General features: G+C 41.1%; 15 protein-coding genes and 2 pseudogenes. 16 read left to right on the forward strand and 1 reads right to left on the reverse strand.

The genetic code is table 11. The annotated features are described in order from the left end of the window. The first annotated feature begins 6 nt into the window (after positions 1-6). The 5 genes and pseudogenes from mprF to HWX15_RS05735 all read left to right on the forward strand — a co-directional run bounded on the left by mprF (position 7) and on the right by HWX15_RS05735 (position 5,959). Positions 7-2,541 carry a bifunctional lysylphosphatidylglycerol flippase/synthetase MprF gene (gene mprF, locus HWX15_RS05715; RefSeq protein ID WP_175880504.1) on the forward strand — a complete coding sequence of 845 codons (2,535 nt, stop codon included), beginning with the start codon at positions 7-9 and terminating at the stop codon, positions 2,539-2,541. A 103-nt stretch (positions 2,542-2,644) separates the two neighbouring features. Beyond that, a pseudogene (locus HWX15_RS05720) lies at positions 2,645-2,764 on the forward strand (IS630 family transposase); the annotation flags it as partial. 496 nt (positions 2,765-3,260) lie between these two features. Next, entirely contained in the window at positions 3,261-4,238 is a 978-nt protein-coding gene (locus HWX15_RS05725; protein WP_175880505.1) for an ABC transporter substrate-binding protein, read from the forward strand. 11 nt (positions 4,239-4,249) lie between these two features. Then, a complete protein-coding gene (locus HWX15_RS05730; RefSeq protein ID WP_175880506.1) occupies positions 4,250-5,143 on the forward strand; it encodes an ABC transporter permease in 894 nt (297 codons plus the stop codon). Between the two features lie 12 nt (positions 5,144-5,155). Further along, positions 5,156-5,959: an ABC transporter ATP-binding protein gene (locus HWX15_RS05735; protein ID WP_050391064.1), complete on the forward strand. Its 804-nt coding sequence runs from the start codon at positions 5,156-5,158 to the stop codon at positions 5,957-5,959. 32 nt (positions 5,960-5,991) lie between these two features. On the opposite strand, the pseudogene HWX15_RS05740 reads toward HWX15_RS05735, so the two are convergent. Further along, positions 5,992-6,156: pseudogene (locus HWX15_RS05740) on the reverse strand (UTRA domain-containing protein); the annotation flags it as partial. A gap of 129 nt (positions 6,157-6,285) precedes the next feature. Here HWX15_RS05740 and HWX15_RS05745 point away from each other — a divergent pair. From HWX15_RS05745 to HWX15_RS09935, 11 genes are all read left to right on the forward strand, one after another. Then, complete coding sequence (locus HWX15_RS05745; protein WP_000364990.1) at positions 6,286-6,534, forward strand: YneF family protein; 249 nt, start codon at positions 6,286-6,288, stop codon at positions 6,532-6,534. A 200-nt stretch (positions 6,535-6,734) separates the two neighbouring features. Further along, entirely contained in the window at positions 6,735-7,529 is a 795-nt protein-coding gene (gene racE / locus HWX15_RS05750) for a glutamate racemase (RefSeq protein ID WP_000370376.1), read from the forward strand. Further along, positions 7,526-8,497, forward strand: a complete 972-nt coding sequence (locus HWX15_RS05755; RefSeq protein ID WP_020902174.1) for a nucleoside-triphosphate diphosphatase — start codon at positions 7,526-7,528, stop codon at positions 8,495-8,497. Before racE ends, HWX15_RS05755 begins: the two co-directional genes overlap by 4 nt. Beyond that, the gene (locus HWX15_RS05760) at positions 8,473-8,994 is read left to right on the forward strand and encodes a metallophosphoesterase (RefSeq protein WP_084887508.1); all 522 of its coding nucleotides are present in this window, start codon (positions 8,473-8,475) and stop codon (positions 8,992-8,994) included. The genes HWX15_RS05755 and HWX15_RS05760 overlap by 25 nt, the downstream gene beginning before the upstream one ends. Continuing rightward, on the forward strand, positions 8,991-9,452 hold the full coding sequence (gene cbpB, locus HWX15_RS05765; RefSeq protein WP_175880507.1) for a cyclic-di-AMP-binding protein CbpB: 462 nt from the start codon (positions 8,991-8,993) through the stop codon (positions 9,450-9,452). Before HWX15_RS05760 ends, cbpB begins: the two co-directional genes overlap by 4 nt. After that, the gene (xerD, locus tag HWX15_RS05770; protein ID WP_303048054.1) at positions 9,449-10,183 is read left to right on the forward strand and encodes a site-specific tyrosine recombinase XerD; all 735 of its coding nucleotides are present in this window, start codon (positions 9,449-9,451) and stop codon (positions 10,181-10,183) included. Before cbpB ends, xerD begins: the two co-directional genes overlap by 4 nt. After that, a complete protein-coding gene (locus HWX15_RS05775) occupies positions 10,183-10,911 on the forward strand; it encodes a segregation/condensation protein A (RefSeq protein WP_175880509.1) in 729 nt (242 codons plus the stop codon). The genes xerD and HWX15_RS05775 overlap by 1 nt, the downstream gene beginning before the upstream one ends. Positions 10,912-10,929: 18 nt before the next feature. Continuing rightward, positions 10,930-11,499 (forward strand): SMC-Scp complex subunit ScpB, encoded by a 570-nt coding sequence (gene scpB, locus HWX15_RS05780; protein ID WP_000105303.1) that lies wholly within the window; start codon positions 10,930-10,932, stop codon positions 11,497-11,499. Beyond that, a complete protein-coding gene (locus tag HWX15_RS05785) occupies positions 11,486-12,208 on the forward strand; it encodes a pseudouridine synthase (protein ID WP_001222228.1) in 723 nt (240 codons plus the stop codon). Before scpB ends, HWX15_RS05785 begins: the two co-directional genes overlap by 14 nt. Next, positions 12,208-12,444, forward strand: coding sequence for a membrane protein insertion efficiency factor YidD (yidD, locus tag HWX15_RS05790; RefSeq protein WP_173306792.1), 237 nt, complete (start codon positions 12,208-12,210; stop codon positions 12,442-12,444). Before HWX15_RS05785 ends, yidD begins: the two co-directional genes overlap by 1 nt. Positions 12,445-12,450: 6 nt before the next feature. After that, positions 12,451-12,615 carry a hypothetical protein gene (locus tag HWX15_RS09935; RefSeq protein WP_240155821.1) on the forward strand — a complete coding sequence of 55 codons (165 nt, stop codon included), beginning with the start codon at positions 12,451-12,453 and terminating at the stop codon, positions 12,613-12,615. The last annotated feature ends 57 nt before the right edge of the window (positions 12,616-12,672 follow it).

Raw genomic sequence — 12,672 nt, forward strand, 5'->3', positions numbered from 1 at the left:
GAGCTTGTGAGAACAATTTTGAATTGCATGAAAAAATGGCAGACACTCATCAAGATTACCTTATTTTTATCTATTGTTAGTTTAGTTATTGTAGAGATAATCAGACTTTTTAAGACAATTTCGTTTGATAAGATTGGAGCAATCTTGGGGGAACTCTCTCCAATAAAAGTCATTAGTTTAGCTTTGCTCGGTTCTATGGCTGTTGCACCAATGATGCTCTATGATAGAATCCTAAATAAAGAACTTAATCAGAAACAAAAATTATCTTACTTACTAGAAACAAGTTGGACTATAAATAGCTTGAATAATATGATTGGCTTTGCCGGTTTGGTGGATGTTGGTTTACGCTATTCTTTCTATGGAGATGAAGAACGCTCTGAAAAAAGTATGCAAGGAATTTCTCGTGTCATCCCTTATTTTATGAGTGGTTTCTCACTGTTTGCACTGATAAGTTTAATTTTCACAATTATATTTCCCATTTCAATGGGGATTAAACAATATTGGCCAGCTCTTTTGGGAGCTTGTCTCTATCTTCCAATTATTTTATTTGTTTCAAATAGAAAAAAATGGGTCTATTTTGGTCAATTGAGTGGAAGGACAATGTTATCTTTAGTGTTAACTTCTGCCCTTGATTGGGCTAGTGTATTAAGTTTTTTCCTTTTGGTTGGGTATGTTTTAGGCTACAATTTACCAATTTATGATGTAATTCCCCTCTTTATGATTGCTATTACAATTGGGATTATATCGATGATTCCTGGTAGCCTAGGTAGTTTCGATTTAATTATGGTATCTGGTTTAGTTGGCCTTGGTATTGATAAAGATCAGGCGATAAGTTGGTTACTAGTATTTCGTTTATTCTATTATATTCTTCCGTTCTGTTTAGGAGTTGTTTTATTCTTAAAAAATATGGGTGGCCGACTTAATGAGAAATATTTGGGAATTCCTCAAAAGGTTATTGGATCACTATCCACTATAGTATTGGTTTGGGGGTTGCGACTGTTTGCTTTCTTCCTCGTGGTGTCAGCTATAGTTCCTCAAGAATTAGGTCATCTTCCTTTGTTTAAAGAACTTTCACCTAGTACTGGACAGTTTGTTTTTCAACTTCCTAGTATCATTCTCGGCGTTCACTTCTTCCTTCTTGCAAGACTAGTGAAACGACGTTTAAAATTTACATTACCATTCGCTACTGTACTAGGTCTAGTAAGCCTTGTTTATTTGAATATTGGTAGTCTTTCATTAGCAAGTAGTTTTTTTCTAATCATTATTTTGTCTATCATATGGTGGATTAGAAATACATTTGTTCGCAGTCATTATATTTATGCTTGGGAAGATTGTTGTAAGGATATATCGTATATTGGTGGAAGTTTCTTCTTGACCCTTGTTTTGTTAGGACATTTGAACCCTCATCATGTGTTTGAAGTTAAACATCTTCCTCATTTGATTACACACTGGCTTCATCTTTTTGGCTCGTCTCTGATATTGGTGATTTCGTATGTTTTGGTACTCCGTGAGAGCAATCAAACCAAAGAGAATTTTGGAGAAGTTTTCGATAAGCAACGTTATCAAGACTTTATTGCAACAATACCAAATATAAATTTAGATGCTACCCTGGCTTATTTAGATGACAAATACCTTTATTGGTACCAAGAGGATGGTCAAGACAAGGTTGTTTTCCAATTTGCAATTGAAAATAATAAATGTGTCGTTATGTCGGATCCACTGGCACAGTCAGGATATTTAGAAAAAGGCTTATCGAAGTTTTTAGAGGATGCGGAGGACACAAATGTCTCTGTTATTTTCTACGAAATTAATCAAGAAACCACCCTATTACTTCATGAATATGGGTACGACTTTATGAAATTTGGGGAGACTGCTCAGGTATTACTCGATAGATTTACAACCGAAGGAAAACAAGGAAAGAAATTTAGAACAGTTGTTAATCGATTAGAAAGCAAGGGGTATCAATTTCAAGTATTACAACCACCTTTTGATAAGAAGTTGCTTAACACCCTCAAAGAAATATCGGATAATTGGCTAGATGGTCGCCAAGAAAAAGGGTTTTCACTTGGATTTTTTGATGAGAAGTACATTCAATTAGCACCAATAGCTCTTGTAAGGGATCAGGAAGATAAGGTTCAGGCTTTTGTTACCTTTTTAGCTTGTAATGGTCCTGAAGAAGCTAGTATCGATTTGATGCGCTACTACTTAAGGACAGCACCCAATGGTATTATGGATTATCTCTTTGTGAAATTATTACTTCATTTTAAAGAAGAAGGAGTTCGTTTATTTGAATTAGGCATGGCGCCGTTGTCAAATGTAGGAACTGAGAAACATAGCTTTCTACAAGAAAAAGTAGCCTATCTCATCTATGCCTTCACTAATCGATTCTATTCATTTAGTGGTCTTAGACAGTATAAACAAAAGTTTAATCCTATCTGGACACCTAGATATGTTGCCTATCCTCGGGATACTTGGCTTATTTTGGATATGTTAGCAATCTACAGAGTTGATAATCGAAAAGTAAAGAGATTGTCGTATTGACTATTGGTTTTAAACAGTATAAAATAACTGTCGATTTTTTGTTCGACTGCCAAGAGTCAGTTTAATACTATACTAAAATCAAAACGCATTATATAATAGTGATATGAAATCAACCAAAGAAGAAATACAAGCCATCAAAACACTTTTAAAAGGCTCTAGTACAACTAAATACCATAAAAGTCTTCAAATCGTTCTATTTTGTCTAATGTGCAAATCTTTGAAATTATCCTAAAAGAATTGAAAGCATACTGAAAGAATTTTCGAAAAATTTTAAAAAATTCTGAAATATTCTTGACAGGTGATGAAAAAGGTGGTAAGATAGGAAACATCAAAAAAGAAAGCAGAAAAAGAAATGAATAAGAGACAAGCTGTAACAATGAATCAAAACTTTTACTTTAGCTACTTTAGATAGTGTTTGTAGACATGTCACCATGGATGCAAACAGTTCAAGCAATTTGTTTGTATCTATGTGGCTAAGATTTTTGATTGTGGTCCATATAGATGAATATCTAAATGGACTAGCTAAGTTGTAACTTGTTAGATTATTTCAAGCATCCGTTTAGGTATTATCTAGGCGGTTTTTTGTTTTATACTCTTCGAAAATCTCTTCAAACCACGTTAACGTCGCCTTGCCGTACTCAAGTACAGCCTGCGGCTAGTTTTCTAGTTTGCTCTTTGATTTTCATTGAGTATTATCTTTTCTGAGAAGGAGTTTCATTATGAAAGTTATTCGAAAATTACTAGCACCCCTCTTGGTAGTGGGGATTCTCTTGACCTCTCTGATCAGTTTACATCAGTTGAAGGCAGATAAGAAAAAAGATGTGTTTCGTATCGGTATTTCGCAGTTTATTACCCACCAGTCCTTAGATGCTACTAGAGAAGGATTTGTGGATGAGCTGGCCAAGCAAGGCTATGTTGAGGGGAAAAATATCGAGATTGATTTGCAAAATGCACAGGGAGAACAAAGAAATCTAAAAACCATTTCCCAGCAACTAGCAGAATCTAGTGATGTCGTTCTAGCTATCGCAACGCCTTCTGCTCAGAGCTTGGCCAATACAACACAAACGACACCGGTTATCTTTTCAGCTGTAACAGATCCTGTCAGTGCCAAGTTGGTTGAGTCAAGAGAACATCCTGGGGGCAATGTGACTGGGACAAGCGATCAGTCATCAGATGCCATTTCAACCCAAATCAATTTGATAAAGAAAGTGTTGCCAAAAGCTAAAACAATTGGAATTCTCTATACTCAGAGCGAGCCAAACTCAGTTGTCCAAAAGGATGAAGCTAAGCGCCTTCTGGAAGAAAAAGGCTTTACCGTTGTTGAAAAAACAATCTTGGACAGTAACAACGTCAAGGCGGCTGCAGAAAGCTTGATGGCAGAGGTGGATATGGTTTTTGTACCAACGGATAATATCATTTCGTCAACCATGGAAACAGTTAAGCAGGTTTCTATTAAACACAAGGTCCCAGTATTTGGTGGTTCAACAGAAATGGTTGCGGTTGGTGGCTTGTATAACTACGGAACCAATTATGAAGAATTGGGAAGACAGACAGCAAGAATGCTAGTTCGTGTCTTAAAAGGTGAGAAGCCAGAAAATATAGCAGTTGAGTTGCCTGAAAAACTGGAATTGCATACCAATCAAGAAATGGCAGATGCACTAGGAATTGATATTAGTAAGTTAGAAGGCAAGGAATAAGGAGGATTGAGATGAATTTTGTGTTATCTAGTTTATCAGAAGGTTTGCTATGGTCGATTATGGCGATTGGGGTCTACTTGACTTTCCGTATTTTGGATATTGCGGATATGACTGCTGAGGGAGCCTTTCCTCTGGGGGCAGCAGTCGTTGTATCACAGATACAGGCAGGGACAAATCCTTGGCTTGCGACCTTACTTGCTTTGCTGGCAGGTATGGTAGCAGGTCTTGTATCAGGAATGCTCCATACCAAGATGAAAATTCCAGCTCTCTTGACAGGTATTGTGACCTTGACAGGGCTTTATTCCATCAATATTAAAATCATGGGAAGTGTGCCCAATCTTTCCTTGGGAGATTCTTCAACTGTCTTTAAACAGTTGGCTAGCTTGGGACTGACAAATGAAGAAGCTGTTTTCTCATTCAGTTTGGCCTGTCTCTTACTTGTTTGTTTGGTCTTGACTCTTTTGATGAAAACAGAGATTGGTTTGGTCTTGCGTTCGACTGGAGACAATATTCCGATGAGTGAGGCAAATGGGGTCAATGTAGACACCATGAAGATTGTTGGTTACATGATTTCAAACGGTTTGATTGCCCTATGTGGTTCCTTGTTTGCCCAAAATGATGGATTTTCGGATGTGACTTCTGGGACAGGAACTATCGTTGTTGGTTTGAGTGCAGTCATTATTGCGGAAGTCTTGATACACGACTTGACCATTGGAGGCCGCTTGTTATCCATCGGAATCGGTGCTATTGTTTACCGTTTGATTATTTTAAATATCTATGAAATTCCAAATCTAGATCAAAATCTAGTTCGTCTCTTTAATGCAATCTTGTTAGCCTTAGTTTTATTTGCGCCAGAATTGCAAAAGAGATTAAAGATTCGTGGTCTGAAATTGAGAAATGAATAGGAGGAGAAAGTTATGGCAAGTTTGTTAACACTTGAAAATATTCACAAAACATTTGAAGCAGGGACGGTCAATGAGAACCATGTCCTCAAAGGATTAGATTTAGAGGTTGAAGAGGGAGATTTTATCTCTGTGATTGGTGGAAATGGAGCAGGGAAATCCACTTTGATGAATATCTTGGCTGGCAATCTATCGGTGGACGAAGGGGACCTTTTATTGGCAGGCAAATCCATTAAAAATCTGAGTGTAAGAAAGAGAGCCAAGGATATCGCCCGTGTTTTTCAAGATCCTAAGATGGGAACAGCTTCTCGTTTGACGATTGAGGAAAATATGGCTATTGCATTGAGACGCGGGCAGAAGAGAGGGCTTGGCTGGGGCGTGAAGGAGAAGGACAGAATCCAGTTCCAAGAGGCCTTGAAGGAGTTGAATATTGGTCTTGAAAACCGCTTAAAAGTAGATACTCAATATCTCTCAGGAGGACAAAGACAGGCCTTGACCCTAGTCATGGCAGCTCTGGTGAAACCCAAACTTTTGCTTTTGGATGAACACACTGCGGCACTTGATCCAAAAACCAGTCAAATGGTGATGGACTTGACGCAAAAGATTGTGGAACACCATCAGTTGACGACTTTGATGATTACCCACGATATGAACCATGCGATTGAGTACGGAAATCGTCTCATTATGCTCTATCAGGGTAAGATAGTGGTGGATGTTAAGGGAGAAGAGAAAAAGAATCTAACAGTTGAAGATCTCATGCATCTCTTCCAGAAAAATAGTGGCCAAAGTCTAGTCAGTGATGAATTGGTTTTGGGATAAAGAAAAAGGCTGAGATCCAGTGTCTCAGTCTTTTATTTCTTACGCTTTGCAAAATCTACAAATCGAAACTTCTCAAGTTTATGGCGACTTTCGGTAAACTGAAATTGGCGTCCATCTTGGAGATAGACTTTTGATTTAATCGAAACGACATAAGGGTTTTTGCCAATATCCATGAGAATCTTGTCTCGGTCGTTGGCGCCCTCTTTCTCAGAAAAGAAGGGTTCTTTTTGCTGTCTATTCCCTCCCTGAAAGCGTAAAACAAACTAGTCAGGGTGGCTAGTTTATGGTATAATGAAAGAGACTCAAAAAGAAACAGGAGAAATATGATGGATTTACTATTAGCAATTGTATTGATTGTGCTAGCTTTTCTAGGAGGAGCTCTGGGAGGAATGTACTTGGTTCGTAAGCAAATCGAAAAAGAATTCGCTGACAACCCACGTTTGAATGCTGAAGCAGTTCGTACTCTTTTGAGTGCAAATGGTCAAAAACCAAGCGAAGCTAAGGTACAACAAGTTTACCACCAAATCATCCGCCAACAAAAGGCAGCCCTTGCTAACAATAAAAAGAAAAAATAAATAAGGAAAAGTCTGGGATGAAAATTCCAGACTTCTCACTATGTTGGCTAAGGGTTTAGGGATGAGACTTTTTCCTTGCATTCTATTGATATTTGATTATGATTAAGAGAGATAGTTATTGATTAGGCTGTCATTCAGTTCATAAGGATCAATAATCATAATGAACTATCAATCAGAAAAAAGACTAGAAAGAAGACTGTATGGATAATCGACCAATTGGTTTTTTGGATTCGGGTGTCGGGGGCTTGACCGTTGTGCGCGAGCTCATGCGCCAGCTTCCCCATGAAGAAATCGTCTATATTGGAGATTCGGCACGGGCGCCCTATGGTCCCCGTCCTGCTGAGCAAATTCGTGAATATACTTGGCAGTTGGTCAACTTTCTCTTGACCAAGGATGTCAAGATGATTGTCATTGCTTGTAACACTGCGACTGCGGTCGTCTGGGAAGAAATCAAGGCTCAACTAGATATTCCTGTCTTGGGTGTGATTTTGCCAGGAGCTTCAGCAGCCATCAAGTCTAGCCAAGGTGGGAAAATCGGAGTGATTGGAACGCCCATGACGGTACAATCAGACATCTACCGTCAGAAAATCCATGATTTGGATCCGGACTTACAGGTGGAGAGTTTAGCCTGTCCCAAGTTTGCTCCCTTGGTTGAGTCAGGTGCCCTGTCAACCAGTGTCACCAAGAAAGTGGTCTATGAAACCCTGCGTCCCTTGGTTGGAAAGGTGGATAGCCTGATTTTGGGTTGTACCCATTATCCACTCCTCAGACCTATTATTCAAAATGTCATGGGACCAAAGGTTCAGCTCATCGATAGTGGAGCAGAGTGCGTACGGGACATCTCAGTCTTACTTAATTATTTTGAAATCAATCGTGGTCGCGATGCGGGACCACTCCATCACCGTTTTTACACAACAGCCAGCAGCCAAAGTTTTGCACAAATTGGTGAAGAATGGCTTGAAAAAGAGATTCATGTGGAGCATGTAGAATTATGACAAATAAAATTTATGAATACAAGGATGACCAGGACTGGTATGTCGGGTCCTATGGTATTTTTGGTGGCGTCCGGACGTTGACGGATGATGACTTGGATTTTCCTCTATTGGAGTTTGCCCAAAGATTTCGAGATGAGGATCGAGGTTTTCCTGTTTCTGTTACTGTTTTACGCTATGGTTCTCTCTACCGTTTATTGTCTTTTGTGGTAGATATCCTCAACCAAGAAATGGGACGAAATGTGGAAGTCATCCAACGTCAGGGAGCTTTGCTCTTGGTTGAAAATGGGCAACTCTTGCATGTAGAATTGCCTAAAGAAGGTGTTGATGTAGAAGCTTTCTTTGAGACAAACAAGGTCAGAGAAACCTTATTGATTGCGACTCGTAACGAGGGCAAGACCAAGGAATTCCGAGCTATCTTTGACAAGCTAGGCTACGATGTGGAAAATCTTAATGATTATCCAGACCTGCCTGAAGTAGCAGAAACAGGCATGACCTTCGAAGAAAATGCCCGTCTCAAGGCAGAAACCATTTCTCAATTAACGGGCAAGATGGTTTTGGCAGATGACTCAGGTCTCAAAGTCGATGTCCTTGGTGGCTTGCCAGGTGTCTGGTCAGCTCGTTTCGCAGGAGTGGGAGCTACTGATCGTGAAAACAATGCCAAACTCTTGCACGAATTGGCCATGGTCTTTGAACTCAAGGACCGCTCGGCTCAATTCCATACAACCCTAGTCGTAGCCAGTCCAAACAAGGAAAGCTTGGTTGTTGAAGCAGACTGGCCTGGCTACATTAACTTTGAACCAAAGGGTGAAAATGGCTTTGGCTATGACCCTCTCTTCCTTGTAGGAGAGACAGGCAAGTCCTCAGCTGAATTAACCCTTGAAGAAAAAAATAGCCAATCTCACCGTGCCTTAGCCGTTAAGAAACTTTTGGAGGTATTTCCATCATGGCAAAGCAAACCATCATTGTAATGAGCGATTCCCATGGCGATAGCTTGATTGTGGAAGAAATCCGTGATCGCTATGTGGGCAAAGTTGACGCCGTTTTTCATAACGGCGATTCTGAACTGCGTCCTGATTCTCCCCTTTGGGAAGGCATCCGTGTTGTTAAAGGGAACATGGACTTCTACGCCGGCTACCCAGAACGTTTGGTGACCGAGCTTGGTTCGACCAAGATTATCCAAACCCATGGTCATTTGTTTGACATCAATTTCAACTTTCAAAAGTTGGACTACTGGGCTCAGGAAGAAGAGGCCGATATCTGCCTCTATGGTCACTTGCATGTACCAAATGCTTGGATGGAAGGCAAGACCCTCTTTCTAAATCCAGGTTCCATCAGTCAACCACGTGGTACCATCAGAGAATGTCTCTATGCTCGTGTGGAGATTGATGACAGTTATTTCAAAGTGGACTTTTTGACACGAGAGCATGAGGTGTATCCGGGCTTGTCCAAGGAGTTTAGCCGATGATTGCCAAGGAGTTTGAGACTTTCTTGTTGGGGCAAGAAGAAACTTTTTTGACTCCTGCTAAAAATCTAGCTGTGTTGATTGATACTCACAATGCGGATCACGCGACCCTCTTGCTCAGTCAGATGACCTATACCCGTGTTCCCGTTGTGACAGATGAAAAACAGTTTGTTGGGACGATTGGGCTCAGAGATATTATGGCTTATCAGATGGAGCATGACTTGAGTCAAGAAATCATGGCGGATACGGACATTGTCCACATGACGAGAACGGACGTAGCGGTCGTCTCGCCTGATTTTACTATTACGGAGGTCTTGCACAAGTTGGTAGATGAGTCCTTCTTGCCGGTTGTGGATGCGTCTGGTATTTTCCAAGGAATTATCACGCGCAAGTCTATCCTTAAGGCAGTGAATGCCCTCTTGCATGACTTTAGTAAGGAATATGATATTCGATGCAAATGAGAGATAGGATTTCAGCCTTTTTAGAGGAAAAGCAGGGCTTATCTGCTAATTCCAAGCAGTCCTATAAGTATGATTTGGAGCAATTTTTAGACATTATAGGAGAGCGGATTTCTGAGACCAGTCTCAAGATTTATCAAGCCCAACTAGCCAATCTAAAAATCAGCGCCCAGAAGCGGAAGATTTCGGCCTGTAACCAATTTCTCTACTTTCTCTATCAAAAAGGAGAGGTGGATAGCTTTTATCGCTTGGAATTAGCCAAACAAGCTGAAAAGAAGACCGCAAAACCAGAACTGTTAGACCTAGACTCTTTTTGGCAGGAAAGTAATTATCCAGAAGGACGCTTACTGGCACTTCTTATCTTAGAAATGGGGCTCTTGCCGAGTGAGATTTTGGCTCTCAAAGTTGCGGATATCAATCTGGACTTTCAGGTGTTGCGAATCAAGAAGGCTTCCCAACAGAGGATTGTCACCATTCCTACGACCTTGCTTTCAGAGTTGGAACCCTTGATGGGCCAGACCTATCTCTTTGAAAGGGGAGGGAAAGCCTATTCTCGTCAGTGGGCCTTTCGTCAGATAGAAGCTTTTGTCAAGGAGAAAGGTTTCCCAACCTTATCCGCTCAAGTCTTGCGGGAACAGTTCATTCTAAGACAAATAGAAAACAAGGTCGATTTGTACGAAATTGCAAAAAAATTAGGATTAAAAACAGTCCTGACCATAGAAAAATATAGATAATGGATATTAAATTAAAAGATTTTGAAGGGCCCCTGGACTTGCTTTTGCACCTAGTTTCTAAGTACCAGATGGATATCTACGATGTGCCTATTACGGAAGTCATCGAACAGTATCTAGCCTATGTCTCAACCCTGCAGGCTATGCGTCTGGAAGTGACGGGTGAGTACATGGTTATGGCCAGTCAGCTCATGCTGATCAAGAGCCGCAAGCTCTTGCCAAAGGTAGCAGAAGTGACAGACTTGGAGGATGACCTGGAGCAGGACCTTCTCTCTCAAATCGAAGAATACCGCAAGTTCAAGCTCTTGGGGGAGCACTTGGAAGCCAAGCACCAAGAACGGGCCCAGCACTATTCCAAAGCGCCAACAGAGCTGATTTACGAAGATGCGGAGCTTGTGCATGATAGGACGACCATTGACCTCTTTTTGGCTTTTTCAAATATCCTAGCCAAGAAAAAAGAAGAGTTTGCACAGAATCACACGACTATCTTGCGGGATGAGTATAAAATCGAGGACATGATGGTTATCGTGAAAGAGTCCTTGGTTGGACGAGATCAACTGCGCTTGCAAGATTTGTTCAAGGAAGCCCAGAATGTCCAAGAGGTCATTACCATCTTTTTGGCAACCTTGGAGTTAATCAAAACCCAGGAGCTGATCCTCGTGCAAGAGGAAAGTTTCGGAGATATTTATCTCATGGAAAAGAAGGGAGAAAGTCAAGCGGCCCAAAGCTAGACTTGATAGAGAGGAAAGATGAGTACTTTAGCAAAAATAGAAGCGCTCTTGTTTGTAGCGGGTGAAGATGGGATTAGAGTCCGCCAGTTAGCTGAACTCCTCTCTCTGCCACCGACAGGCATCCAACAGAGTTTAGAAAAATTAGCCCAGAAGTATGAAAAGGACCCAGATTCCAGTTTGGCCCTGATTGAGACAGGGGGCGCTTATAGATTGGTGACCAAGCCTCAATTTGCAGAGATTTTGAAGGAATACTCTAAGGCACCTATCAACCAGAGCTTATCTCGGGCTGCCCTTGAGACCTTGTCCATCATTGCCTATAAGCAGCCTATCACACGGATAGAAATTGATGCCATCCGTGGGGTCAACTCGAGTGGGGCCTTGGCAAAGTTGCAGGCCTTTGACTTGATACGAGAAGACGGAAAAAAAGAAGTGTTGGGACGCCCCAATCTCTATGTGACAACAGATTATTTCCTAGATTACATGGGGATAAATCATTTGGAAGAATTACCAGTGATTGATGAGCTTGAGATTCAAGCCCAAGAAAGCCAATTATTTGGTGAAAGGATAGAAGAAGATGAGAATCAATAAGTATATTGCCCACGCAGGTGTGGCCAGTAGGAGAAAAGCAGAAGAGCTAATCAAGCAAGGTTTGGTGACGGTTAACGGCCAGGTGGTACGTGAACTAGCAACGACCATCAAGTCAGGCGACAAGGTCGAAGTTGAAGGTCAACCTATCTACAACGAAGAAAAGGTCTATTATCTGCTTAACAAACCACGCGGTGTCATTTCCAGTGTGACAGATGACAAGGGGCGCAAGACGGTTGTCGACCTCTTGCCCAACGTGAAGGAGCGCATCTATCCTGTAGGTCGTTTGGACTGGGATACATCAGGAGTCTTGATTTTGACCAATGACGGGGATTTTACGGATGAAATGATTCACCCTCGTAATGAGATTGACAAGGTTTATGTCGCGCGTGTTAAAGGTGTGGCCAATAAGGACAATCTCCGCCCCTTGACCCGTGGACTTGAGATTGATGGTAAGAAAACCAAGCCGGCTGTCTATGAGATTCTCAAAGTGGATCCAGTCAAAAACCGCTCTGTGGTGCAGTTGACCATCCATGAAGGACGTAACCACCAGGTTAAAAAGATGTTTGAAGCTGTCGGTCTTCAAGTGGACAAGTTGTCACGGACCCGTTTTGGACATCTAGACTTGACAGGACTCCGTCCAGGAGAATCCCGTCGTCTTAATAAAAAAGAAATCAGCCAACTACACACCATGGCTGTAACCAAGAAATAATGAAACGAATTTTAATAGCGCCTGTGCGCTTTTACCAACGGTTTATCTCACCAGCCTTTCCACCCTCTTGTCGCTTTGAGCCTACCTGTTCAAACTATATGATTCAGGCTATTGAAAAACATGGCTTCAAGGGTGTTTTGATGGGCTTGGCTCGAATTTTACGTTGCCATCCCTGGTCGAAAACAGGTAAGGACCCCGTCCCAGACCATTTTTCTTTAAAGAGAAATGCAAAATAATATTCAATGAAAATCAAAGAGCAAATTAGGAAACTAGCCGCAGGCTGCTCAAAACAGTGTTTTGAGGTTGTGGATAGAACTGGCGAAGTCAGTAACCATACCTACGGCAAGGTGACGTTGACGTGGTTTGAAGAGATTTTCGAAGAGTATAAATTGGATTCTAATGTATAAAAACAGATAGATGATACTTGGTATTTATCAAGTGCCATCTATCTGTGTTTTTATTTA

Origin of the sequence: Streptococcus thalassemiae, assembly GCF_903645285.1 — a bacterium.
Classification (GTDB): Bacteria; Bacillota; Bacilli; order Lactobacillales; family Streptococcaceae; genus Streptococcus; species Streptococcus thalassemiae.

Bases quoted from the DNA above. Each gene is read 5' to 3' on its own strand.
- HWX15_RS05725 (WP_175880505.1), top strand. From the start codon at position 3,261: ATGAAAGTTATTCGAAAATTACTAGCACCCCTCTTGGTAGTGGGGATT.
- HWX15_RS05730 (WP_175880506.1), top strand. From the start codon at position 4,250: ATGAATTTTGTGTTATCTAGTTTATCAGAAGGTTTGCTATGGTCGATT.
- HWX15_RS05735 (WP_050391064.1), top strand. From the start codon at position 5,156: ATGGCAAGTTTGTTAACACTTGAAAATATTCACAAAACATTTGAAGCA.
- HWX15_RS05745 (WP_000364990.1), top strand. From the start codon at position 6,286: ATGGATTTACTATTAGCAATTGTATTGATTGTGCTAGCTTTTCTAGGA.
- racE (WP_000370376.1), top strand. From the start codon at position 6,735: ATGGATAATCGACCAATTGGTTTTTTGGATTCGGGTGTCGGGGGCTTG.
- HWX15_RS05755 (WP_020902174.1), top strand. From the start codon at position 7,526: ATGACAAATAAAATTTATGAATACAAGGATGACCAGGACTGGTATGTC.
- HWX15_RS05760 (WP_084887508.1), top strand. From the start codon at position 8,473: ATGGCAAAGCAAACCATCATTGTAATGAGCGATTCCCATGGCGATAGC.
- cbpB (WP_175880507.1), top strand. From the start codon at position 8,991: ATGATTGCCAAGGAGTTTGAGACTTTCTTGTTGGGGCAAGAAGAAACT.
- xerD (WP_303048054.1), top strand. From the start codon at position 9,449: ATGAGAGATAGGATTTCAGCCTTTTTAGAGGAAAAGCAGGGCTTATCT.
- HWX15_RS05775 (WP_175880509.1), top strand. From the start codon at position 10,183: ATGGATATTAAATTAAAAGATTTTGAAGGGCCCCTGGACTTGCTTTTG.
- scpB (WP_000105303.1), top strand. From the start codon at position 10,930: ATGAGTACTTTAGCAAAAATAGAAGCGCTCTTGTTTGTAGCGGGTGAA.
- HWX15_RS05785 (WP_001222228.1), top strand. From the start codon at position 11,486: ATGAGAATCAATAAGTATATTGCCCACGCAGGTGTGGCCAGTAGGAGA.
- yidD (WP_173306792.1), top strand. From the start codon at position 12,208: ATGAAACGAATTTTAATAGCGCCTGTGCGCTTTTACCAACGGTTTATC.
- HWX15_RS09935 (WP_240155821.1), top strand. From the start codon at position 12,451: ATGAAAATCAAAGAGCAAATTAGGAAACTAGCCGCAGGCTGCTCAAAA.